Annotated in this window: 20 protein-coding genes and 1 tRNA gene; 9 read left to right on the top strand and 12 right to left on the bottom strand. The window is 59.3% G+C overall.

Going from position 1 to position 23,236, the window contains the following annotated elements; genetic code table 11:
* Positions 1–31 precede the first annotated feature (31 nt).
* The 4 genes from J3353_RS11610 to J3353_RS11595 form a co-directional block, all read right to left on the bottom strand.
* Positions 32–820 (bottom strand): ParA family protein, encoded by a 789-nt coding sequence (locus J3353_RS11610; protein WP_207684900.1) that lies wholly within the window; start codon positions 818–820, stop codon positions 32–34.
* A complete protein-coding gene (locus J3353_RS11605; RefSeq protein WP_207684898.1) occupies positions 820–1,689 on the bottom strand; it encodes a DUF6017 domain-containing protein in 870 nt (289 codons plus the stop codon). Before J3353_RS11605 ends, J3353_RS11610 begins: the two co-directional genes overlap by 1 nt.
* A gap of 558 nt (positions 1,690–2,247) precedes the next feature.
* Entirely contained in the window at positions 2,248–3,345 is a 1,098-nt protein-coding gene (locus J3353_RS11600; protein ID WP_207684897.1) for a phosphotransferase enzyme family protein, read from the bottom strand.
* A gap of 17 nt (positions 3,346–3,362) precedes the next feature.
* Positions 3,363–4,229, bottom strand: coding sequence for an AraC family transcriptional regulator (locus J3353_RS11595; protein WP_097770858.1), 867 nt, complete (start codon positions 4,227–4,229; stop codon positions 3,363–3,365).
* 182 nt (positions 4,230–4,411) lie between these two features.
* Here J3353_RS11595 and J3353_RS11590 point away from each other — a divergent pair, with 182 nt between their 5' ends.
* The 6 genes from J3353_RS11590 (at position 4,412) to gnpA (ending at position 10,280) form a co-directional block, all read left to right on the top strand.
* On the top strand, positions 4,412–4,615 hold the full coding sequence (locus tag J3353_RS11590; RefSeq protein ID WP_207684896.1) for a hypothetical protein: 204 nt from the start codon (positions 4,412–4,414) through the stop codon (positions 4,613–4,615).
* Positions 4,616–4,642: 27 nt separating this feature from the next.
* Positions 4,643–6,013 (top strand): carbohydrate ABC transporter substrate-binding protein, encoded by a 1,371-nt coding sequence (locus J3353_RS11585; RefSeq protein ID WP_156059684.1) that lies wholly within the window; start codon positions 4,643–4,645, stop codon positions 6,011–6,013.
* Positions 6,014–6,096: 83 nt separating this feature from the next.
* On the top strand, positions 6,097–6,981 hold the full coding sequence (locus J3353_RS11580) for a carbohydrate ABC transporter permease (protein ID WP_005932963.1): 885 nt from the start codon (positions 6,097–6,099) through the stop codon (positions 6,979–6,981).
* Between the two features lie 12 nt (positions 6,982–6,993).
* Entirely contained in the window at positions 6,994–7,890 is an 897-nt protein-coding gene (locus tag J3353_RS11575; RefSeq protein ID WP_005932964.1) for a carbohydrate ABC transporter permease, read from the top strand.
* An 11-nt stretch (positions 7,891–7,901) separates the two neighbouring features.
* A complete protein-coding gene (locus tag J3353_RS11570; RefSeq protein WP_005932965.1) occupies positions 7,902–8,093 on the top strand; it encodes a hypothetical protein in 192 nt (63 codons plus the stop codon).
* Between the two features lie 27 nt (positions 8,094–8,120).
* Positions 8,121–10,280, top strand: coding sequence for a 1,3-beta-galactosyl-N-acetylhexosamine phosphorylase (gnpA, locus tag J3353_RS11565; RefSeq protein ID WP_207684895.1), 2,160 nt, complete (start codon positions 8,121–8,123; stop codon positions 10,278–10,280).
* A 75-nt stretch (positions 10,281–10,355) separates the two neighbouring features.
* On the opposite strand, the gene J3353_RS11560 is transcribed toward gnpA, so the two are convergent.
* The 5 genes from J3353_RS11560 to J3353_RS11540 are packed head-to-tail and all read right to left on the bottom strand — an operon-like array spanning position 10,356 to position 16,091.
* A complete protein-coding gene (locus tag J3353_RS11560) occupies positions 10,356–11,570 on the bottom strand; it encodes a carboxynorspermidine decarboxylase (RefSeq protein ID WP_207684894.1) in 1,215 nt (404 codons plus the stop codon).
* Positions 11,570–12,829, bottom strand: a complete 1,260-nt coding sequence (locus J3353_RS11555) for a saccharopine dehydrogenase family protein (protein ID WP_097772566.1) — start codon at positions 12,827–12,829, stop codon at positions 11,570–11,572. Before J3353_RS11555 ends, J3353_RS11560 begins: the two co-directional genes overlap by 1 nt.
* Before the next feature lie 46 nt (positions 12,830–12,875).
* Entirely contained in the window at positions 12,876–13,754 is an 879-nt protein-coding gene (gene speB, locus J3353_RS11550) for an agmatinase (protein ID WP_207684893.1), read from the bottom strand.
* Positions 13,754–14,611, bottom strand: a complete 858-nt coding sequence (speE, locus tag J3353_RS11545) for a polyamine aminopropyltransferase (RefSeq protein WP_117476268.1) — start codon at positions 14,609–14,611, stop codon at positions 13,754–13,756. Before speE ends, speB begins: the two co-directional genes overlap by 1 nt.
* Before the next feature lie 13 nt (positions 14,612–14,624).
* Positions 14,625–16,091 carry an aminotransferase class I/II-fold pyridoxal phosphate-dependent enzyme gene (locus J3353_RS11540; RefSeq protein ID WP_207684892.1) on the bottom strand — a complete coding sequence of 489 codons (1,467 nt, stop codon included), beginning with the start codon at positions 16,089–16,091 and terminating at the stop codon, positions 14,625–14,627.
* A 598-nt stretch (positions 16,092–16,689) separates the two neighbouring features.
* Between J3353_RS11540 and J3353_RS11535 the strand changes: the two genes are divergently transcribed.
* Together J3353_RS11535 and J3353_RS11530 are read left to right on the top strand one after the other, a co-directional pair.
* A tRNA-Gln gene (locus J3353_RS11535) sits at positions 16,690–16,760 on the top strand.
* Between the two features lie 76 nt (positions 16,761–16,836).
* Positions 16,837–18,156 (top strand): MATE family efflux transporter, encoded by a 1,320-nt coding sequence (locus J3353_RS11530; protein ID WP_207684891.1) that lies wholly within the window; start codon positions 16,837–16,839, stop codon positions 18,154–18,156.
* A 61-nt stretch (positions 18,157–18,217) separates the two neighbouring features.
* On the opposite strand, the gene J3353_RS11525 is transcribed toward J3353_RS11530, so the two are convergent.
* The 3 genes from J3353_RS11525 to dusB form a co-directional block, all read right to left on the bottom strand.
* Positions 18,218–18,391 (bottom strand): chorismate--pyruvate lyase, encoded by a 174-nt coding sequence (locus J3353_RS11525; protein ID WP_097770869.1) that lies wholly within the window; start codon positions 18,389–18,391, stop codon positions 18,218–18,220.
* A 61-nt stretch (positions 18,392–18,452) separates the two neighbouring features.
* The gene (locus tag J3353_RS11520; RefSeq protein WP_242700939.1) at positions 18,453–20,831 is read right to left on the bottom strand and encodes a YfhO family protein; all 2,379 of its coding nucleotides are present in this window, start codon (positions 20,829–20,831) and stop codon (positions 18,453–18,455) included.
* A 36-nt stretch (positions 20,832–20,867) separates the two neighbouring features.
* Positions 20,868–21,899, bottom strand: coding sequence for a tRNA dihydrouridine synthase DusB (gene dusB, locus J3353_RS11515; protein ID WP_097770875.1), 1,032 nt, complete (start codon positions 21,897–21,899; stop codon positions 20,868–20,870).
* A 181-nt stretch (positions 21,900–22,080) separates the two neighbouring features.
* On the opposite strand from dusB, the gene J3353_RS11510 reads away from it, so the two are divergent.
* Positions 22,081–23,232: an aldo/keto reductase gene (locus J3353_RS11510; RefSeq protein WP_207684890.1), complete on the top strand. Its 1,152-nt coding sequence runs from the start codon at positions 22,081–22,083 to the stop codon at positions 23,230–23,232.
* The last annotated feature ends 4 nt before the right edge of the window (positions 23,233–23,236 follow it).

Genomic DNA, 23,236 nt, shown 5'->3' with positions numbered 1-23,236 from the left:
TGGCGGATTTTTTCATTTTAGGGCTTGACTTTTAATAGTTAGTCTTCGTCAGAGATTTATAGGCTTCTGCCACTTTGCCTTTCGGGTCATGGACAAAGATGCTCTTACCCGCCGCGCTGATTTCCGCTGCACGGACGGAGTGGGGAATCGTCTGACCGAACACTTTGATGTGCTTTCCGTATGCCTGCCGGATCAGCGTGTCGATTTGTCGGCCATAGTTGGTGCGGTTATCTGTCATCGTCAGCAGGATACCTTCGATTTTCAGCTTTGGGTTGATCTGCCGATGCACCTTGTTGATGGTCTGCAAAAGCTGTTCCAGACCTTTCGCGGAAAGGTACTGTGCCTGTACGGGTATCAGAGCAGTGTCTGCCGCCGCCAGCGCGTTAATGGTCAGCATCCCAAGGGAGGGAGTGCAGTCCAACAAAATATAGTCATAGTCCTGCTTTGCACTGTCCAAGACTTGCTTCAGCATTTTTTCCCGGCTCATGGTATTGACAAGGGCAACTTCCAGCCCTGCCAGCTCAATGCTGGCCGGGATGAGGTCTACACCCTCTGCATGGTGCAGCACACCTTCACCGGGCGGAATGCACTGGTCGTTCATGGCTTTCTGCATCAGGGTAGAAAGAGTAACGGGCAGTTCGTCCGGCTTCTGCCAGCCCATACTAATGGTGAGTGAACCCTGCGGGTCAGCGTCTACAAGTAGGACCTTCTTACCCTCGGCGGCAAGGCCAACACCCAGATTTTCACAGGTTGTTGTTTTGCCAGTGCCTCCCTTTTGGTTGACAATGGCAATCGTGGTTGCTTTTTTGGAAATTTTTATCACCCCCGTTTCGCTAAATCGTGGTTGGTCTGATTCTGATAGTAAAGCTGCATGGTGGTCGGTGCGTTGTACAGAGAAGCGAGCAGGTATTGCTTCATGTTCCTGATTGGGCTGCTGTTCTCTGCAAGGCACTTCAACACAAATTTGATGTGGTCGGCGTTCAGCTTCATAAATCGGCTACGTACCACCTCGGCGGGCTTATCGTCCCCGGCGATGTGCAGCAGCTTGCGGTTGGTAGCACAGGTGTCCACCAGCAAATCTACGATCTGATAGATGGTGTCCTCATCATCCGGGCAGAGCCGGAGCAGAAGGTCTACCTCCAAAGACTGCGAAAAATATTCTTCCAGTTGGGTGCGTTTGCCCATCCCATCCGATTCTTCGGAATAGAAAGGATCAGTCTCACTCATTTCAGTATCATTCTCTTTAGTCTTATTACATCGTGATTTTGCAGGGTCTTGACACGCGATTTTGAAGCCACAAGAATCGTCATTATCACGATTCTTGACACTCTCTTTTGAAGATTCTGCCGAAAAGTTCTTCACATACACCAAACTTGGCTTTCCTTGCCCTCGGCGTTTTCGTTCAATCAGACCAAACTTTTCAAGTTCCCGGAGCAGCTTGGTCGCTTTGTTGTCTGCGCAACACAATGCCCTCTTGACATCCTCGATTGTGAAGAGGATGAACACCCGGTTCTGCTTGTCCAGCCAGCCGTTTTTCACCGACAGGCTCATGCGGTCCAGCAGGATACCATACAGGGTTTTGGCATCCGTGGACAGGCTCTGGAACCGCTGCTCCTGAAAAAGAGCCTTTGGAATGCGGTAGAAGGAGAAAAGCTCTCCAGTCTGTCCGTAGAAGTAGTCAAGGGTCATGCGGTTGGTTCACAGATAAAAAACAGCGATAATATATCGGCATCGTTGAGAAAACCTCCTTGTCAATACTTTTGGGGAAAATAAAAAGCGCAACTTTGATGTGTGAAATCAAAATTGCGCTAAGTAAGCTGTCAGAAAAAACTTTTCTCGTAAATGACCTTCTCTCTGAGCAAAACCCATTGACACACTTGAAAATTGGGTGGTAAAATTGCCTTGTAGGCGGAGCATGATTCCTGGAAGCAGGATGCAACTGTGAACCTTTTTGGTGGATAGAACGTATCAACGCGATATTAAGCCTGTCCCCGCACTTTCGTGTGGGGGTGTGTTTTGATACCGTTCGGGAGAGCGCTTGCATGGCATGCAAGAGGTCAGCGGTTCGATCCCGCTATTCTCCACCAAAAAAGCACTGTACTTCGTAGGAAGTATGGTGCTTTTCTTTTTCTCAGCCGCAAAAAATGGGGGCTGCACTGCCTTGTCTGCATCGTTTTCAGATGTTTTGCAGGCGGTTCAGTGCAGCCCCCGAGTCATTGGTGCTTCGGCAGGTCAGAGGATGCCGGTTCAGCTGACGATCTCCAGCATCTGATCGAACACCTCTTCCATCTGCCGCACCAGCGTGAACTGGGTGCGGGCGCGGTCAAGATTGTGGTCGGGTCGGGCGGTGTGGAAATAGTGGTCGCCCTCCAGATAGTCGGTCAGAAAGCGGATGCCGCACTCCAGCGTCATCAGCTTGGCACCCCAGGCAAGGCTCTTTTTCTCCGCAGGGCTCATGGAAGCCCCGGCGGTGGAGAGATAACCCTTGGCGAACACCTCGTACAGGTGCAGGTCAAAGTGGACCTTGCTCTGGTCGGGCTCGTCCTCGGCGCAGTCGTTGGCACCGGTGCGGATGGAGTCGCCGAAATCGTAGGCCGACAGGCCCGGCATCACGGTGTCAAGGTCAATGACACAGATGCCTTTTCCGGTGGCGGCATCGATCAGGACGTTGTTGATCTTGGTGTCGTTGTGGGTAACACGCAGCGGGATCTCACCGGCTGCCAGCAGATCCAGCAGGGTGTGGCAGTCCTTCTCCCGCGCGTGGATGAAGGCGACCTCCGGTGCAATGTCCTTGGCCCGGCCCAGCGCATCGGCGGCAAGGGCTTTTTCAAAGTTTGCATAGCGGTTGGGCGTGTCGTGGAAGCGTGCAATGGTTTCGTGGAGGGTAGAGGCCGGATAATCTGCCAGCTGGTTCTGGAATTTGCCCAGGGTCTCGGCAACAGTGCGGAAGTCGGCCTCGCTGCCCACCTGCTGCAGGCAGATGGTGTCCTCTACAAAGTCGTAGGCGCGCCACGCGCCGCCCTCGGCATCCAGATGGCAGGCCGCACCGGACAGGGTGGGGATCACGTTCAGGGTCTCCCGTGCCGGGTCGCCGCCTGCGGCAAGGATCTTCTCCCGCAGATGCCGGGTCACGCCGCAGATATTCTCCATCAGGCCAACCGGGTCGGTAAAGGTGTCGGTATTGATGCGCTGTAAGATAAAGCGCCTGGAATGGTCCTCCCGCCAGACCACGAAGGTATCGTTGATGTGACCTTCGCCGTAGTGACTGGCATCACAGACCACCGGCCCGCCAAAATCAAAGGCATTTGCGGCGGCGCGGAGAGTGGATTCGGTAACAGGTTTCATTTTGGGTTCCTCATTTCTTATCCTTCATGCCGTTTGGCAGGTGCAGGGCGTTGTCCCTGCCGCACCTGACGGCGGTATTCGTTGGGGGTCAGGCCTTCCGCCTTGCGGAAGCACTGCGAAAAGTAACTGGGGGAGGAAAATCCCATCAGCTCGCTGATCTGCGCCAGGCTGTAACCGGTGTTGCCCAGCATATATTTGCTCTCCTCAATGCGGCGGCGGTTCAGGTAGGTGATGGGAGAAATGCCGTACGCCTTCTGGAAGGTGTGGGCCAGGTAGTATTTGTTGATGTGAGCGACCTCGGCAAGGGTATCAAGGGAGATATCCTCCCGGTAGTTGTTGTCCAGATACCGCTTGATCTCCACGCATTCCCGGTTGTCGGAGCGGGGGGATTCCTCCACCTGCAAAGAGAGGGTGGTGCACCGCACCAGCCAGATGAGCAGGACTTCCAGCAGGTCCTGGCAGACGGTCTCGCAGCCGTCCAGACTGCGGTCTGCCTCAGCCAGCAGCATGTGCAGCAGCGTTACCATCCGCTCCCGGTTCTCCCGGCAGTTGAAGATGGCGTAGGTGGAATCGGCTTTGCCAAACAGGATCTCGATACCCGAAACGCCCAGTACGATGTATTCCAAAGGTGAGGCGTTCAGGCTCAGCTCGGTGTGCTCCACCTGCGGGTTGACGATGACCATATCGTCCGGTTTGACCGGGAACAGCTGCCCGCTGAGCAGAAACTGCCCCTCGCCGCTGAGGCAGTAGAACAGCTCCGTGCAGGAATGGGTGTGGACCGTGCTGTTCCAGTCGCCGCCGAATCTGCTCTTGCTGATGTACAGCAGCCGGAAGGATTCCCGTGGAGCGGGAGCGTGGCGGATATCAAAGCGCTCGGTACTCATAAAAGGCTCCTTTTGAAGCAGACGCAAAAAATATAAAAATAAAAGCAAGATACTAAAAATTAAATGCGAAAAACGCCGCACTGCTTCGTGCATTTTTTCTCATTATAGGGGCAAATAAGAAAAAAAGCAAGCCCTGTTTTTTAGCATGGTAAATATTTTCCTCTGCACAGAAAGACGAAAATATGTCAAATTGGTTACAAACAGGGAAAATGTACCAAAACAATGCCGCAAAATTTAGTGCTTTTGCTAAAGAAAATGATAAAAGAGCAATATTTCTAAAAAATGAAACAACAAAGACCTTGTTGGAAACTGTAAAAACCTCTATATTGGGATCAGAAAAAAACACAGCCCCTCGGGCAAAACCTGTTTGCTCCGGCTGTGCATGAATGGAACTTTATGATGGAGGACACATTATGAAACGTATTTCTCGTCGCAATTTCCTGAAAGTGGCCGGTGTGGGTGCCGCTGCACTGGGTCTGGCTGCCTGCGGCGGTTCTTCCAGCTCCACAGCTTCCAGCACGGCTTCTTCCGCTGCTGCATCTGCCGCTCCCGCTGAGGACGTGACCATCAAGGTCGCCGCCATCGAGACCGGCTATGGCGCTGATATGTGGAAGAAGGTCACCGAGGCCTTTACCGCCCAGACCGGCATCAAGGTGGAGCTGACCACCGATAAGAAGCTGGAGGATGTCATCGGACCTTCCATGCAGGGCGGCGATTATCCCGACGTGGTCCACCTGGCTACCGGCCGTGAGGCTGCCCTGACCGAGCAGTTCATCAAGGGCAACCTGATCGCGGACATCACCGACGTGCTGAGCATGACCGTGCCCGGCGAGAGCAAGAAGGTGAGCGAGAAGATCGCAGGCGGCTTTACTGACACCTCCCTGACCAACCCCTACGGCGACGGCAAGACCTATCTGGCTCCCATGTTCTACAGCCCCTGCGGCCTGTTCTACAACGCCGGTTTCCTGAAGGAAAAGGGCTGGGACGTGCCCACCACCTGGGACGAGATGTGGGAACTGGGCGACAAGGCTGCCGCTGAGGGTACCTACCTGTTCACCTACCCCACCACCGGCTACTTTGATGCGTTCTTCTACGCACTGATGTATGCCGCCGGCGGCCCGGAGTTCTTCAACAAGGCCACCCACTATGAGGAAGGCATCTGGGATACCCCGGAGGCAAAGACCTGCTTTGATATCGTCAACAAGCTGGCTTCCTACACCAACCCCATTACCCCTGCACAGGCCAACGATCAGGACTTTACCCAGAACCAGCAGCTGGTGCTGGACAACAAGGCTCTGTTCATGCCCAACGGCACCTGGATCGTGGGTGAGATGGCCGAGGCTCCCCGTGCCGATGGCTTTGAGTGGGGCATGACCGCCCTGCCCGCTGTCAAGGCCGGCGGCGACCAGTACAGCTACACCTGGTTCGAGCAGGCATGGATCCCGGCCGGTGCCGAGCATCTGGATGCCGCCAAGCAGTTCGTGGCTTACCTGTACAGCGACGAGGCCTGCAAGCTGTTCGCCGAGAGCGGTGCCATCCAGCCTGTGCTGGGCATCGCCGATGATCTGGAAGGCGACAACAAGATGTTCTACTCCATCTACGACAACGGCGCAAAGGCCGCTATGGGCAACTTTGCCTCCTTCAGCGCCATCCCCGGCGTGGAGGTCCGCACCGTGTTCTTTGACCCCGTCAACTCTCTGGTGTCCGGCAGCATGACCGAGCAGCAGTGGATCGACGGAATCAAGTCCGCCAGCGACCAGATGCGTGCCAATATCATTGAGTAATTGAACCCTGCCCAGCGGGGGCGGTTTTGACCGCCTCCGCTTTTTGTGGTTTTCGGGTTCCGATAGAAAGGAGCGGTTTGTCTATGAGATCTGACAAAAGCCGCAGACGGTTCGTCTTTCTCTGCGTGGCACCGGCCACGATCCTGTTCTTTCTCTTTATGATCCTGCCCACCCTCAACGTGTTCCGCATGAGCCTGTACGAGCGCGGTGCCTACTCGCCCAACGAGACCTTTGTGGGCCTGAAGAATTTCCAGCACCTGCTCAAGGACACCCAGTTCATCCGCTCCATGCAGAATATGATCCTGCTGGTGGTGGTGGTGACCATCGTCACCTTTGCCTTTGCGCTGGTGTTTGCGGCCATCCTGACCCGGGAAAAGATCAAGGGACAGAATTTCTTCCGGGTCATCTTCTACATCCCCAACATCCTGTCGGTGGTCGTCATCTCCGGTATCTTCTCGGCCATCTATAAGCCGGAAAACGGTATGCTGAACAGCATCATCGGCCTGTTCCGGGATATGACAGACCCCATCCTCTGGAAGGGCGAAAAGCTGGTCATCCCCTCCATCATCCTCGCCATGGTCTGGCAGGCCGTGGGTTATTACATGGTCATGTATATGGCTTCCATGTCCTCGGTGCCCGCCAGCCTGTACGAGAGCGCCAATCTGGACGGTGCGGGCCGCCTGACCCAGTTCTTCCAGATCACCATCCCCCTCATCTGGACCAACATCCGCACCACCCTGACCTTCTTCATCATCTCCACCATCAACATGGCCTTCCTCTTTGTCAAGGCCATGACCAGCGGCGGGCCCAACGGTGCTTCGGATGTGGCGCTGAGCTATATGTACAGCCAGAAGGACGCGGGCCTGTATGGCTACAGCATGGCCATTGGCGTGGTCATTTTCCTGTTCTCGTTTGCACTGTCCGCCTGTGTCAACAAGGCCACCGACCGCGATCCGCTGGAATTCTAAGGAGGGAAGAAGATGCAGAATACCACCGAAAGATCTTCCCGCTCGGCGGAAGGTCTCTACAAGTTCTTTATCTATTTTGTGCTGGTTCTGCTGGCGGTGATCATCATCGTGCCGGTGGCATGGGTATTCATGGCCTCCATCAAGCAGAACGCGGAGTTTTACGGCAACCCGTGGGCGCTGCCTGCCGGGTTCTACTGGCAGAACTTTGTCAATGCGTGGAACGGAGCCAAGATGGGCGAGTATATGCTCAACTCTGTCATCGTGACCGCATTGGCGCTGGTGCTGCTGCTGGTCATTGCGCTGCCTGCCGCCTACTGCCTGTCCCGCTTCCGGTTCAAGGGCCGCAAACTGCTGAACACCCTGTTCATGGCGGGCCTGTTCATCAATGTCAACTACATCGTGGTGCCCATTTTCCTGATGCTGCGGGACGGCGATGTCTGGCTGAAGAGCCACTTTGGCAGCAGCTTCCTGCTGAACAATCTGGTGGTGCTGGCGGTGGTGTATGCAGCCACGGCCCTGCCTTTTACCATCTATCTGCTTTCGGGCTATTTTGCCACCCTGCCCCATGATTTTGAGGAGGCTGCCTACATCGACGGTGCAAGCTACTTCTCCACCATGACCCGTATCATCTTCCCCATGGCAAAGCCCTCCATCATCACCATCATCCTGTTCAACTTCCTGTCCTTCTGGAACGAGTACATCATTTCCATGACGCTGATGAGCTCCACCAGCGCGCCCCGCACCCTGCCGGTGGGCCTTTTGAATCTGATGCAGGCCCAGCAGAGCGCGGCCCAGTACGGCACCATGTATGCCGGTCTGGTGCTGGTGATGCTGCCCACCCTGATCCTGTACATCTGCGTGCAGAAGCAGCTGACACAGGGCATGACCGTGGGCGGTCTGAAAGGGTAAGGTGACAAACGATGAAAGCATTCTGGAAAAATCATCCCGCCCTGCGCATGGTGCTGATGCTGGTGCTGTTTGTGCTGTCCATCGCGCTGGTGACAGCAGGCTGGAAAATGACCGGGCAGCTGGCTGGTCTTGGCATCATGCTTTTGGGGGTGGCGCTGCTGCTGGCTGTGCTGGCGCTCTATAACGCCCCCTATCAGGATTGAGGAGAAGAGAGGTAAAGGAGAATTCCCATGGAAGAAAATAGAATGACCGGGCGCGTAACGATCCCGACCGATCTGGACGTGGTGCCCGAGACGCTGCAGATCCTGAAAAAGTGGGGCGCGGATGCCATCCGCGACTGCGACGGCACCGACTTTCCGCAGGAGCTGAAGGATGCCGACGCAAAAATCTACTCCACCTACTATACCACCCGCAAGGACAACGCGTGGGCCAAAGCGAACCCGGACGAGGTGCAGCAGTGCTACATCATGACCGGCTTCTACACCGCCCCCGGCGACACCGTGACCATCCCGCTGATGAAGGGCATCAGCCCGGAGCTGATGCAGGTGAACACCAACGACGATATCACCCGCTGGTGGGAGGTCATGGACCGAACCACCGGTCAGCCGGTGCCCCCGGAGCTGTGGAGCTATGCTGACGGCAGCGTGACGGTGCAGGCCGTGCCGTTCCATGAGTATACGGTCAGCTTCCTGGCCTACCTGATCTGGGACCCGGTGCACATGTACAATGCCACCACCAACGGCTGGACCAACTTCGAGCACCAGATCACCTTTGACGTGCGCCAGCCCAAGACCCACAAGTATTCCATGGAGCGCCTGCGCAAGTTCATTGCGGAGCACCCCTATGTCAACGTGATCCGCTACACCACCTTCTTCCACCAGTTCACCCTCATCTTCGATGAGCTGAAGCGGGAGAAGTTTGTGGACTGGTACGGCTATTCCGCCTCGGTCAGCCCCTATATCCTGAATCAGTTCGAGCAGGAGGTGGGCTATAAGTTCCGCCCGGAGTACATCATCGATCAGGGCTACTACAACAACCAGTACCGGGTGCCCAGCAAGGAATTCCGCGATTTTCAGGCATTCCAGCGCCGGGAGGTGGCAAAGCTTGCCAAGGAGATGGTGGACATCACCCACGAGTGCGGGTGCGAGGCCATGATGTTCCTGGGCGACCACTGGATCGGCACCGAGCCGTTCATGCCGGAGTTCAAGACCATCGGTCTGGATGCTGTGGTGGGCAGCGTGGGCAACGGTTCCACCCTGCGCCTGATCTCGGACATTGAGGGCGTGAAGTACACCGAGGGGCGCTTTTTGCCCTACTTCTTCCCGGACACCTTCCACGAGGGCGGCGACCCGGTGCGGGAGGCCAAGGAGAACTGGGTCACAGCCCGCCGCGCCATCCTGCGCAAGCCCATTGACCGCATTGGCTACGGCGGCTACCTGAAGCTGGCGCTGCAGTTCCCGGAGTTCGTGGACTATGTGGAGAGCGTCTGCAGCGAGTTCCGTGAGCTGTATGAGAACATCAAGGGCACCACGCCCTACTGCGTCAAGCGGGTGGCCGTGCTGAACTGCTGGGGCAAGATGCGGGCCTGGGGCTGCCACATGGTGCACCACGCCCTCTACTACAAGCAGAACTACAGCTACTCCGGTGTCATCGAAATGCTGTCCGGCGCGCCCTTTGACGTGAAGTTCATCAGCTTTGAGGACATCAAGAAGGACCCCGCCCTGCTGGACAGCCTCGATGTCATCATCAATGTGGGCGATGCCGACACCGCCCACACCGGCGGCATCTGGTGGGAGGACCCGGAGATCTCCTCCGCCATCCGGAAATTCGTCTGGAACGGCGGCGGCCTCATCGGCGTGGGTGAGCCCTCCGGTCATGCCTATCAGGGCCACATCCTCCAGCTTGCCAGCGTGCTGGGCGTGGAGGAAGAAAACGGCTTCACCCTCAACTACGACAAGTACAACTGGGAAGAGCACCCGGACCACTTCATCCTGCAGGATGCCGACCAGCCCATCGACTTTGGCGAGGGCAAGAAGAACATCTACGCCCTCGAGGGGACGGAGGTGCTGGTGCAGCGGAACCGGGAAGTGCAGATGGCGGCACACGACTTTGGTAAGGGCCGTGCAGTCTACATCAGCGGTGTGCCTTACAGCTTTGCCAACAGCCGCACCCTGTACCGTGCCATCCTGTGGAGCGCCCACAGCGAGGAGGAGCTGCACACCTGGTTCAGCTCCAACTACAACGTGGAAGTGCACGCCTACGTGAAAAATGGCAAGTACTGCGTGGTGAACAACACCTACGAGCCGCAGGACACCACGGTCTACACCACCGATGGAAACCATTTCGACCTGCATCTGGAAGCCAACGAGATCAAGTGGTATGAGATCTGAGTTCTCCGTTTTATAAGCAAACACCCCTCTGCATTCCGAAAGGAGCGCAGAGGGGTGTTTGTGTATCCGGGCGGCTCAGCGGGGCGAGCCCAGACGGTATTTGAAATCGTGGTAGCCGAAGCGGGCCAGCGGCTGGGTGGTGCCGTTTTCATGCAGTACCCAGATATCCGGCAGGGGCATCCCGTTGAAGGTGTTGTTCTTGCAGGTGGAATAGATGGCCATGTCGCCGAAGATGAGCCGGTCACCCTCGGTGAGGGGGGCGGCAAAGCTGTAATCACCCACCACGTCCCCGGCAAGGCAGGTGGGGCCGCCCAGCCGGAAGGTGCAGGGCTTTTCCCCCGGCTCGCCCGCGTCCAGCAGGGGCGGGCGGTAGGGCATCTCGATGACATCCGGCGTGTGGCAGGCTGCGGACATGTCCAGAATGGCAAGGTGTGTCTCGCCGTTCTGCAGGGTGTCCAGCACCGTGGTGACGAGGTAGCCCGCGTTCAGCGCCCAGGCCTCGCCCGGTTCCAGATACACCTGCACGCCGTACTTTTCCAGCGTCCCGGTGATGCACTTTTCCAGCGTGGCAAGGTCGTAATCCGGGCGGGTGATGTGGTGCCCGCCGCCAAAGTTGAGCCACTTCATCCGGGGCAGCAGGTCACCGAATTTCGCTTCCAGCGCGGGCAGGGTGGCCGCCAGCGCGTCGGAATCCTGCTCGCACAGGGTGTGGAAGTGCAGGCCGTCCAGCAGGTCGGGCAGGTCAGGGTGCTGCGCCGCAGCGGCATCCCACTGGGCACGGGTGGTGCCCAGACGGCTGCCCGGGGCGCAGGGGTCATAGATCTCGTGGCCCTCCTGGGTGGAATGCTCGGGGTTCACCCGCAGGCCCACGCTCTTGCCCGCCGCCTTTGCGGCCGGGCCGAACTTTGCCAGCTGGTGGGGCGAGTTGAACACGATGTGGTCAGCGTATTGCAGCAGCTCCTCGAACTGGTCGGCCCGGTAGGCGGCGCAGAACACATGGTTCTCCTTCTCCGGCAGCTCCTCCCGGCCCAGGCGGCTCTCGTACAGGCCGCTGGCCTCGGTGCCTGCCAGATAGGGAGCCAGCACCGGGTAGAGGTCGTAGTTGGAAAAGGCCTTCTGGGCCAGCAGGATCTTGCAGCCCGTCCGCTGCTGCACGCCCAGCAGGATCTCGCCGTTGCGGCGCAGCCGGGCTTCATCCAGCAGGTAGCAGGGAGTGGGCAGGGCAGCCAGTGCAGCCTCAGAGAGGTTCGCCAGCCCCGCAAAGGGCGGGCGGGTGTCGGCCAGCCGCATCAGTCCACCAGAGCCGGGGCGTGGCTCTCGGAGCGGGGCAGGCCGTACTTGTCCAGAGCATCCAGATACGGGTCCGGATCAAACTCTTCCACAGTGTGTACGCCCTTGGTGGTCCACTTGCCGGTCAGCAGCATCAGCGCGCCGCACATGGCAGGCACACCGGTGGTGTAGCTGATGGCCTGAGAGCCGACCTCCTTGTAGCACTCCTGATGGTCGCAGACATTGTAGATGTAGTAGGTCTTTTCCTTGCCGTCCTTCTTGCCGGTGAAGATGCAGCCGATGTTGGTCTTGCCCTTGGTGCGGGGGCCAAGGCTGGCGGGGTCGGGCAGCAGGGCCTTGAGGAACTGGATGGGCACGATCTCCTGACCGTTGAAGTTGACCGGGGTGGTGGACAGCATGCCCACGTCCTCCAGACAGCGCATGTGGTCGAGGTAGCTCTGGCCGAAGGTCATAAAGAAGCGGATGCGCTTTGCCTCGGGGATGTTCTTGGCCAGAGACTCGATCTCCTCGTGGTGGAGCAGGTACATATCCTTCTGGCCCACCTGATCAAAGTTGTACTCCCGCTTGATGCTCATGGCCGGGATCTCCACCCAGTGGCCGTTCTCCCAGTAGCTGCCAGGGGCAGAGACCTCGCGCAGGTTGATCTCAGGGTTGAAGTTGGTGGCAAAGGCATAGCCGTGGTCGCCGCCGTTGCAGTCCAGAATGTCGATGGTGTCGATGGTGTCGAACTCGTGCTTCTTGGCGTAAGCGCAGTAAGCCTGGGTCACGCCCGGGTCAAAGCCGCTGCCCAGCAGGGCGGTCAGGCCGGCCTCCTCAAACTTCTTGGCGTAGGCCCACTGCCAGCTGTAATCAAAGTAGGCGGAGAAACCGGCCTCCTTGCAGCGCTTCTCGTAAATGGCGCGCCACTCCGGGTCGTCGGTGTTCTCAGGCTCGTAGTTGGCGGTGTCCATGTAGTTCACGCCGCAGGCCAGGCAGGCATCCATGATGGTCAGATCCTGATAGGGCAGGGCGATGTTCATCACCAGATCGGGCTGGTAGCTCTTGATGAGGGCAATGACCTCATCCACGTGGTCGGCATCCACCTGTGCGGTGGTGATCTTGGTGGTGGTCTTGGGGGCCAGCTCGGCGGCCAGCTTGTCGCACTTTGCCTTGGTGCGGCTGGCGATGCAGATCTCGGTGAACACTTCGGGGACCTGGCAGCACTTGTGGATGGCAACGGAGGCCACGCCGCCGCAGCCGATGATCAGAACTTTGCTCATATCGGTTACTCCTTTATCTGTAAAGTTGTCTTCTTACGGTCTGTCCTTATACCTGAAAGCCCGGCCAGCCCTTGTCCAGCGCGATCAGCAGCTCCCGCAGGACCTTGCAGGCTGTGGCCGTGGAAACGCCGGTGGTGTCCAGCGTGGGGGCCAGCTCGTTGAGGTCCGCACCCACGATGTTGGCCTTGGTCACGGTGCGGATGGCCTCCAGCAGCTGCAAAAAGCTCACGCCGCCGGCCTCCGGGGTGCCGGTGCCGGGGAAGCAGGAGGGGTCCAGGCAGTCGAGGTCGATGGTCAGGTAAACGGGTACCTTGCTGGCACAGAGCTGCTCAGTGAGCTGGGCAAGGCCCGTGAAATCGAACTTGTGCATCTCAGTGTGGGCAGCCGCGAACTCAAACTCGGTGCGGTCGCCGCTGCGGATGCAGAACTGGTGGATGCGTCCGTCGCCGATGAGGTCATGGCAGCGGCGCAGGACACAGGCGTGGCTGAGCTTTGCGCCCAGATAGTCGTCCCGCAGGTCGGCATGGGCATCAAAGTGGACGATGTGGAGGTCGGGGGACTTTTCCACCATGGCCCGCACGGCACCCAGCGTGACCAGATGCTCGCCGCCCAGCAGGAGCGGGAACTTGCCGTCGTGCAGGATCTCTGCCGCGCGGCTCTGGATGTCGGCCAATGCGCTCTCGCTGGAGCCGAAGCAGAGCTCCAGATCGCCGCTGTCGAAGATGTCAAAATCGGTCAGGTCGGCGTTCTGGTAGGGGCTGTAAGTCTCCAGGCCGTAGCTCTCGTGCCGGATGGCAGCTGGGCCGAACCGGGCCCCCGGGCGGTAGCTGGTGGTGGAATCGTAGGGGGCACCGTACAGCACGATGCTGGCGGCACGGTAGCTGCTGTCGCAGCCGATAAAGGTCTCAACGTTGGGGTAAAGCATCAGTGTTCCTCCACTTCCCGCAGCATCTCCTCCAGAAAAGCCGGCAGGTAGAATGCTCCGATATGCAGTTTGGTGGTGTAGTACCGGGTGCGCATGTTCAGGGCCTTCCAGGCGGTTGCATCCAGATCATCAATGGGGTGGTACTTCTTGCTGGCAAAGCCGAACAGCCAGTAGCCCGCCGCAAAGGTGGGAATGTGGGCCTGATACACCCGGCTGATGGGGAAGGTGGAAGCAATGCGCTTGTGGCTGCGCTGCATGGCGCTGGCATCCTCGGCGTAGAAGGGGCTGCCCTGCTGATTGACCATGATGCCGTCCTCTTTCAGGGCGTTGAAGCAGCTGCCGTAGAACTCACGGGTGAACAGGCCCTCGCTGGGGCCGAAGGGGTCGGAGGAGTCCACGATGATGAGGTCGTATTCCTCCTCGCACTGGCGGATGAACTTGAGGGCATTCTCAAAATAGATGTGCACCCGGCGGTCATCCATCCGGCAGGCGTTGCCGGGCAGGTAGGCGCGGCAGGCCTCCACCACCTGGGGGTCCATCTCCACCAGGTCGATGCGCTCCACCCGGTCGTAGCGGGTCAGTTCCCGCACCACGCCGCCGTCGCCTGCGCCGATGACAAGGATATCCTTTGCCTCCCGGTGCACGGCCATGGGCACATGGACGATCATCTCGTCGTAGATGAACTCGTCCCGCTCGGTCAGCATCACATTGCCGTCCAGCGTGAGCACCCGGCCAAACTCGGGCGTTTCAAAAATATCAATGCGCTGATAATCGCTCTGCTTGGAGTAGAGCTGCTTGTTCACCCGGATGCTGTGCTTCACATCGGGGGTGTGAAATTCCGAAAACCAAAACTCCATCTGTTTTCCCTCCTTATGCCAGAACGTTCAGGTGCAAAATATCAGGGTCCTCAGGGCCGGTCATGCTGCAGCCCTTGGCCTTTGCGTACTCGATATAGTTCAGGATCTCCTTGGTGATGCGCTCGCCGGGGGCCAGAATGGGGATGCCCGGCGGGTAGCACATGACGAACTCGCTGCAGACCATGCCCTCGGTCTCCCGCAGGGGCAGGCTCTTTTTGGGGGCATAGAAGGCCTCCTGCGGGCTGGCGGCCACCACGGGGTCGATGTATTCCTGGCTCAGCAGGCCGGTGCCGTCGGTGTGGTAGCGGCGCTTGATCTCGGCCAGAGCGCTGACCAGCCGCTCGATCTCCTGGGGGCGGTCGCCGATGGAGAGGTAGGCCAGGATGTTGCCGATGTCGCCGAACTCGATCTGGATGTCGTACTCGTCCCGCAGGATGTCGTAGACCTCGATGCCGGCAAGACCGATGTCCAGCGTGTGGACGCTGAGCTTGGTGGTGTCAAAGTCAAAGACAGAGTTGCCGTTGCACAGCTCCTTGCCAAAGGCGTAGTAGCCGCCCACGGCGTTGATCTCCTCCCGGGCATACTCAGCCATATCCGCCACCTGATGGAACACCTGCCGCCCCCGCAGGGCAAGGTTGCGGCGGGAGATGTCCAGACTGGACATGAGCAGATAGCTGCCGGAGGGGGTCTGGGTCAGGTTGATGATCTGCCGCACATAGCCCTGATGCACATTGGGCCCGATGAGCAGCAGACTGCTCTGGGTCAGGCTGCCGCCGCTCTTGTGCATGGAGACCGAGGCCATATCGGCCCCCGCAGCCATGGCGGAAACGGGCAGGCCGTTGCCAAAGTAGAAGTGGGTGCCGTGGGCCTCGTCGGCCAGGCAGAGCATCCCGGCCTCGTGGGCCATCTTCACGATGGCGCGCAGGTCGGAACAGATGCCGTAGTAGGTGGGGTTGTTCACCAGAACGGCCACGGCGTTGGGGTGCTCCTTGATGGCCTTGGCCACCTGCTCCCGCTTCATGCCCAGCGAGATGCCCAGCCGCTTGTCCACCTCGGGATTCACATAGACCGGGACCGCGCCGCAGAGCACCAGCGCGTTCAGCACACTGCGGTGCACGTTGCGGGGCAGGATGATCTCATCGCCCCGCTTGCAGGCCGTCAGCACCATGCTCTGCACAGAGCTGGTGGTGCCGCCCACCATTAAAAAGGCATGGGCTGCGCCAAAGGCATCGGCGGCCAGCTCCTCAGCCTCCCGGATGACCGATACCGGGTGGCAGAGATTGTCCAGCGGCTTCATGCTGTTCACGTCCACACCCACGCACTGCTGGCCCAGGAAGGCCGTCAGCTCCGGGTTGCCGCGGCCCCGCTTGTGGCCGGGCACATCAAAAGGTACCACACGCATCTGCCGGAACTGCTCCAGCGCCTCATAAATGGGCGCGCGGCGCTGATCCAGCCGGAACCGTGTACGGTTCTCACTCATCTTTTCTCCTCCGTCCCTGGTTCCGGCGCAGCAAAAAAGCGCAGGCCCACCACACTGGTGCAGACCTGCGCTTGAAAAAGCGTTCTGAACATGCAGACAAAGCCCCCGGTGACACTGGGGAAAACCTCCGCATGATTCAAAAAGACGGGATGACGAGAGTCTATATAGCAATTACACTTTTACTACTCTTATTGACCGTTTCACAAGTCTGCGCACGTTCTGCGCAATTTCATGGCTGTAAAGGAACCAACTTATAAAATTTGAGCTTTCAACTCAATCAATAATGGCAGCTTGCGCCGCCGGTCGGCAGTGGACCCGGCTGTCCGTATGGCCTTAGCCCCGATGGGCGGTCCCAGGTAATTTGCTTTGAAAAGACTCTGACACGCTTTGTCTCTCAAAATCGATGATATCTTATCATGCTATGAGGGTGGTGTCAATACTTTTTGGGAAAATAAAGCGGAAAATGGGCAAGCGGTTCGCATTATGACAAGGACACTGTAAAGACATGGTAAAAGTGTGGCAAAACACTTTGCACAGACACGGCAAAACGCTTTTGCTTGACAAATGAAAGAAATTCTACTATACTGATTCTTACCGGTGCGCCATCGCCAAGCGGTAAGGCAGGGGACTTTGACTCCCCCATCGTAGGTTCGACTCCTGCTGGCGCAACTGAAAAAGAACCCGCAGGGGGCCTGGGCGACAGGTTCCCTGCGGGTTTTATTTTTTGTGAAAAGAGGTTGTTTGTGTGAACGAAGAGAATTCTCTGCTGACCGGGGCAGTGCGGCCCGCGCTGCTGCGGTACGCGCTGCCCATTATCCTGAGCATGGTGGCAACACAGTTTTACGCCGTGGCCGATACCATGATCATCGGCCTGCGGCTGGATGCCGATGCGCTGGCAGCAGTGTCCAACGCTTCCACGGTGTTGATGATCTTTCTGTTCATCTCCGGCGGCATGGAGCTGGGCGGCGGCCTGCTGGTGGCGGCGGGCAAGCCCACTGCCACAAAGCATGAGATGACAGAGCTGCTGTATAACCTGCTGTTCGTGGATGAGGTCATCGCCCTGTTGACCACGGCAGTGGGCTTTGTGACCCTGCCGGCCCTGCTGCGGCTGATCAACACGCCTGCGGAGATCCTGGATACCGCTGTGCTCTACGGGCGCATCTATCTGCTGGGGCTGCCATTTCTGATGCCCTATGATCTGAGCAAGGAGTGTGTCATGGGCTGCGGCGATTCCAAAACGCCGCTCAAGGTCATTGTGGCGACCAGCGTGATGAACATTGTGCTTGACCTTGTTCTGGTGGGGCCCTTCGGGGTAGCCGGTGCAGCGGCTGCCACAGCGGCGGCGCAGGTGGCGGGCGCAGTTTACATGGTGGCGTTTCTGCGCCGCACCCAGATGGATGCGGCCTTCTCGCCCCGGATGCTCAAGGCGCGCTATGCCAGGGATATCTTCCGGCTGTCAGCCCCCAACAGTATTCAGCAGGCCAGCGGCACCATCATCACCACGGTCAAGCAGGGGCTGCTGGGCGGTCTGGGTGTGGAAGCCATTGCGGGTTTCTCCTGCGCAGGCAAGCTGTCCAGCCTGTTGATGATGCCGGTGTTCGGCTTTGTGCAGTCCACAGTGTTCTTTATTGCGCAAAACACAGCCGCCCTCCAGCCGGGCCGTGTAAAAGAGGGCCTGCGGGAAGGGCGGCGGATCTTGTTGGTGTATTCGCTTGGGGTGGTGGCGGTCTGCATCGGTCTGCGGGGGCCGCTGCTCCGGCTCTTTACCACCGACCCAGCAGCAGCCAGCTATGGATGCACCATGCTGGCCTTTGAATCGGTGACCTGTCTGTTTGTGGCACAGAAGCATCTGTTCGAGGCCCGTCTGCGCGGTGCCCAGAAGATGGGGCTGTATCTGGCCTCCAACCTGGGGCAGATTGCCCTGAACCTGCTGGCCTGTGTGATCCTTGTACCCCGCATTGGTTTTGCAGGCTTCTGGATGTCCAGCTGGATCAGCGCGCCCATCGGAATGCTGTTGGCAGCGGCGCTGGCGAACCTCTCAGGTGCTTCGCACCAGCTCCCCTAATAGGGGGGGGCTTGCCTCTCCTATTAGGAGAGGTGGCATCCCGCCGGGATGACGGAGAGGTTCAGCCGATCACCTCATACTGAAAATACTCGCACTTGACCTTGCTGCCCACCTCGATCTCGGGCGGCAGCAGGGCCAGCGCAACGGGATTCAGCTCGTCGCTTTCAATGTCGGTGCGGCGCAGGTTGACATAATCGCCGTCAAAGCTGACGACCTCGTAATACCAGGGGCCCATAGGATACCTTCTTTCAGTTGAGCTTTTCTTTGAGCTGTCGCTTCTTGGAGTGGCGGCTTTTTTAATGCTTCCGTCTTTTCTTTTCGTCCCAGGCAAAGTGCCCGGCGTAGAGCAGGAACACGGGCAGGGCGGCAAGGGTGACAGTCCGGCTCAGGCGGATGCCGTCCGGCTGATAGACAAAGTCGATGGTGACCGTTCCGGCGGGGCAGAGGACGGCCATCAGGCCCTCGTCCACCCGCAGGATCTCGGTCTCCTGCCCGTCCACATAGGCCGTGAAGCCGTCATCGTAGGGCACGGAGAAGAACATCAGATTGGCCCTGTCCAGCGTGGCCTCGGCGTGGAAGCCTGCGCTGGTCATCTCAAAGGCGGTGCAGGCAGAGGCCCGGCGGTCGGCGCAATCCTGGGTGTAGCGGGTGTAGGTCAGATCGTTGAGCTCTGCCGTGGGCAGGGGCGTGAGGTACTGCCCGTAGGCCACCGCATCCTCCTCAGTGAGCACCAGTGCCCGCATGAGCAGGTTGGAGCGGGTGGGGGTCACGGTGTCCTCGTACTGGGTCTCGGTGAGGTAGTAATCGTAGGTGAAGCCCATGGGAACGTAGTTCTGGTTCTCGTAGAGAACATAGCCGTCCAGGGTATCGTAATACGCCCAGCCCTCATCGGCCTCAGCGTGGAACTGCTTCTGATGCGCGAGTGTGGTCAGCAGGTATCTGACGCTGAGCAGGCCGCGCAGGGCGTAGTTGGAGAGCTCGGGCTGACTGCGCACATCCCGCTTGACCCCCAGTGCCGGGTAGAAGCTGAGGATGCTGGGAGCGGCGGTGCTGCCGAAATACTGCAGGCAGCTCTTGTCCAGCCACAGGCCCAGATTGTCGTGGGTCTTGTAGGTGTCAATGCGCCAGTCGCCCTCGGGCAGATCCTCCTTCAGGGCCAGCGCGTTGATGTACTGCTCCACAAGGTCACTGTCGGTGTTCCACTGGCCGAACTTGCCAATGCCGATGTGGACGATGCCGAACAGGCAGCTGAACGCCAGCACACCGGCCAGCAGGCGGCGGGCAAAGACCCTGCGCTGCTGCCAGCGCCTGCAGATGCAATGGTAGACGGCCAGCCCGCCCAGACCAAAGGCAAGTACGGCGCAGTACTGGCCCGGATTCTGCAGCACGCCCAGGCTCCACTCCTTGGTGGCGGCATCCTGCACGGGCACCAGTGCAAAGGCCAGCGTGGCGATCATCACAAAGGCAATGCTCCGGGCGGGGCGGGGGAGGTCGAGGCTGGGGTCCTCCCACGCGCTCACCGTCATGGCCGCAAGGATGAGCACCGGCATATAGAACCACCGGGCATAGTAGCTGGAATTGAGGGCATAGAACGCGCTGTTCAGGATGGGCACCAGCGCAAATACCATGCAGACGGCAATGATCCGCTTTTTGCTGTCGCCCTGCCGGGCACGCCAGTAGGCCACCACACCGGCCAGACTGCACAGGGGCAGATAGGCTGTCATGCTGGTCCATTTGATGATGCCCTCGGACCAGATGGAGGTCATATAGGGGGAATCCGGGGGCAGCACCCAGCTCAGCAGAATGGCCAGATACTGCTGGGGCTTGGAATAGGTCAGAAAGCCCCAGCCGGAGGAAAGGTCGATGGTGCGCGGGTTCTGCAGCACGCTGAGGACAGTGGGCCAGAGCACCACAAAGCCCAGTGCCACGCCCAGCAGGCTCTCAAAGGCCAGCTGACCGAAGAGGCGGGGCGTGAGCCGGAACTCCCCGGCGGAGAGCTTGCAGACGAAGTAGATAACAAGGAAGAGCACCTGCCCCACAAAGAAGAAGTAGTTGTTGAGCAGGTTCACCGCCACCCAGAAGGCGAACCATCCGTGGCGGTGCTCGTAAATGGTCTCATCCAGTGCCCAGAGCATCCAGGGGAAGAGGGCCAGCACATCGATGAAGTGGTTGAAGAAGATGTTGTACAGCCCCCAGCCCGAAAAGGCGTAGAGGACCGCACCCAGCACCGCAAAGTTCGGGTCTTTGACGTAGCGGCGCAGGTACAGATACGCGCCGCCGCCCGCCACCGCGAACTTGAGCACCAGCAGCGGCACCATGAGGTAGGGGAGCCAGTTCTGCGGGAAGAGCAGGGAAAACCAGAAGAAGGGGGAGCCGTACAGGTAGAACGAATAGGCGTTCATGGTTCCGCTGCCCAGGTCAGTTGCCCAGGAAAAGGTGTTCTTCACGCCTTCGTATCCGGCGGGGTAGCCTGCCCCCTTGAGAAAGCCGTTCATGTAGCGGTAAAAGCTGATCTGCTGGCTGTTGAAATCGCCTGCATAGTGGAAAAAGCCGCCGTCCAGCAGATAGAACGGCAGGAAGATGAGGGCGGCTGTCAGGGCGCAGAGCCCCACGGTGAGCCAGAACTTGTCCTGCTTCTGCCCCAGCATCCGGGGCGAAGAATGAAATGCAGTCATGCGTCAGTCCTCTTTTCAGTATCGGAAATTTCCCGCTTACGGGAACGGCACCTCGCGGGTGTCATCGGGGTCCTGCGCGGCCCTGCGCTGCTGCTCGAACACCGCGTCGATGAGGGTGTCGAGGTCAGAGAGGCGGCTCAGCTCACAGCAGTAGCGCCGCAGGCTGGCGGCCCCCTTCAGGCCCTTCATGTAGTGCATGGTCTGGGCCCGGGCCTGGGGCATGGCAACGAACTCGCCCTTCTGCTCCACCATCTCCTCTACCTGCCGGCGCAGGGCGTTCATCCGGGCCTGCAGGTTCGGCTCCTTGGGGGCGGGCAGGCCCTCCAGCGCGGCGTTCACCCGCTCAAAGAGCCAGGGGTCGCCCAGAGCGGCCCGGGCGATCATCACGCCGTCGCAGCCGGTCTCCTCCACCATCCGCACAGCATCCTCAGCGGTGCGGATATCGCCGTTTCCCAGCACGGGAACGTGGACGGCATCCTTCACCGCCGCAATGATGGACGGGTCGATGCCCGGGGTGTACATCTGCTCCCGGGTGCGGGCGTGGACGGCGATGAGCACCGCGCCCGCCTGTTCACAGGCTTTGGCGCATTCCACGGCCGTGACGTGTTCCGCGTCCCAGCCCTTGCGCATCTTTACGGTGACGGGGCGGGAGGTGTTTTTGACCACTTCCTCCACAATGCGGCCGCAGCGGTCGGGGTCAAGCATCAGCTTGCTGCCCGCCCCGCCCGAGACGATCTTGGGGGCCGGGCAGCCCATGTTGATGTCCAGAAAATCGAACGCGTACTGCTCCACGGCGGCAGCGGCCTGCCCCATGATTTCGGGCACTTCGCCAAAGATCTGCACGCCGTAGGGGGCACCGTTGGGCTCGGCCTTGAGCAGGCTGACGGTTTTGTGGTCGCCGTATACCAGCGCCCGGCTGGACACCATCTCACTGACGGTAAAACCGGCTCCGTGCTGGGCCATCAGCCGCCGGGCCGGGGCATCGGTAAAGCCCGCCATGGGGCCGAACACTGCCCGGTGGGGCAGGGAGATCTCCCTGATCTTCAAAGGGGTGTTGAAAGGTTCCATGATACTCCTTAGCGCTATCTGATTTAGTTGATAACATGATAAAATTTGGATTATAAGTATACCATATTTCCGGCGGCAGAACAAGAAGCGGAACATCTTTCTTGTCAGCGCGGGATTTTTCCGGTATACTGGGGACAAAAGGAGGAGCGGCTGGAACACGGCAGCCAGCTGCACAAAAGAGATGGAATACAGAGCATGGAAAAAGCAGAACGGCGCAGGGGAGAGCATCCGCACCTCCCTGCTGGGCTATGGCTGTATGCGGTTTCCCACCACACCGGAGGGAGCCATTGACGAGCCCCGGGCCGAAGCGCTGCTGAACGCCGCGCGGGATGCAGGCGTGAACTATTTTGACACCGCTTACCCCTACCACGGCGGCCAGAGCGAGCCCTTTGTGGGCAGGGTCATTGCAAAGTGGCCCCGGGAGAGCTTTTATCTGGCCACCAAGATGCCGCTGTGGCAGTGCGGGAGCCTGGAGGAGGCCCAGCACATCTTTGAAGAGCAGCTCCGGCGGCTGGGCGTGGAGTACATCGACTTCTACCTGCTGCACTCCCTGCACGCCGCCCGGTACGACCGGGCCAAGGAAATGGGCATCGTGGACTGGCTGTGGGAGCAGAAAAAGCTGGGCCGCATCCGCAGCTTCGGCTTCTCCTGCCACGACAACGCGGCGGGCCTTGAGCACATCCTGCGGGATCAGCCCTGGGATTTCTGCCAGCTGCAGTATAACTATCTGGACACCGATGACCGTGCCGAGGAGATCTCGGGTGACCGCGGCTATCAGCTGACCGAGGAGCTGAACATCCCCCTCATCATTATGGAGCCCATCAAGGGCGGCACACTGGCCAACCTGCCCCCGGAGGCCGAAGCACCCCTCAAGGCCCTGCGGCCCGAAGCCTCGGATGCCTCCTGGGCCCTGCGCTGGGTGGGCAGCCACCGGAACGTCCATGTCATCCTCTCGGGCATGAGTGCCGAGGATCAGCTCACGGATAACCTGGCCACCTTTGCCCGCTTTGAGCCGCTGACCGCTGCAGAGACCGCCGCGGTGGAGCAGACCGCCGCCTTCCTGCACAGCCGCATCAAGGTCGGCTGCACCGGCTGCCGGTACTGTATGCCCTGCCCCATGGGGGTGGACATCCCGGACAACTTCAGCATCTGGAACAAGCTGGGGATGTTCGGCCAGCCCGAGGCCATCAAGCACCAGTGGGAAGCCCACTTCCCCGATGCCGAAAAGGCCAGCCACTGCGTCCGCTGCGGCAAGTGCGAGGCGGCCTGCCCCCAGCATCTGCCCATCCGCAATGCGCTGGCCCAGCTGCAGCAGGAGCTGGATCAGCTGTAATCTG

It is taken from the genome of Faecalibacterium sp. Marseille-Q4137 (assembly GCF_017377535.1).
In the GTDB taxonomy this organism is placed as follows: domain Bacteria; phylum Bacillota; class Clostridia; order Oscillospirales; family Ruminococcaceae; genus Faecalibacterium; species Faecalibacterium duncaniae.
Note: the sequence above shows the minus strand (reverse complement) of the source record. Positions and strands in the feature narration are given on the sequence as shown.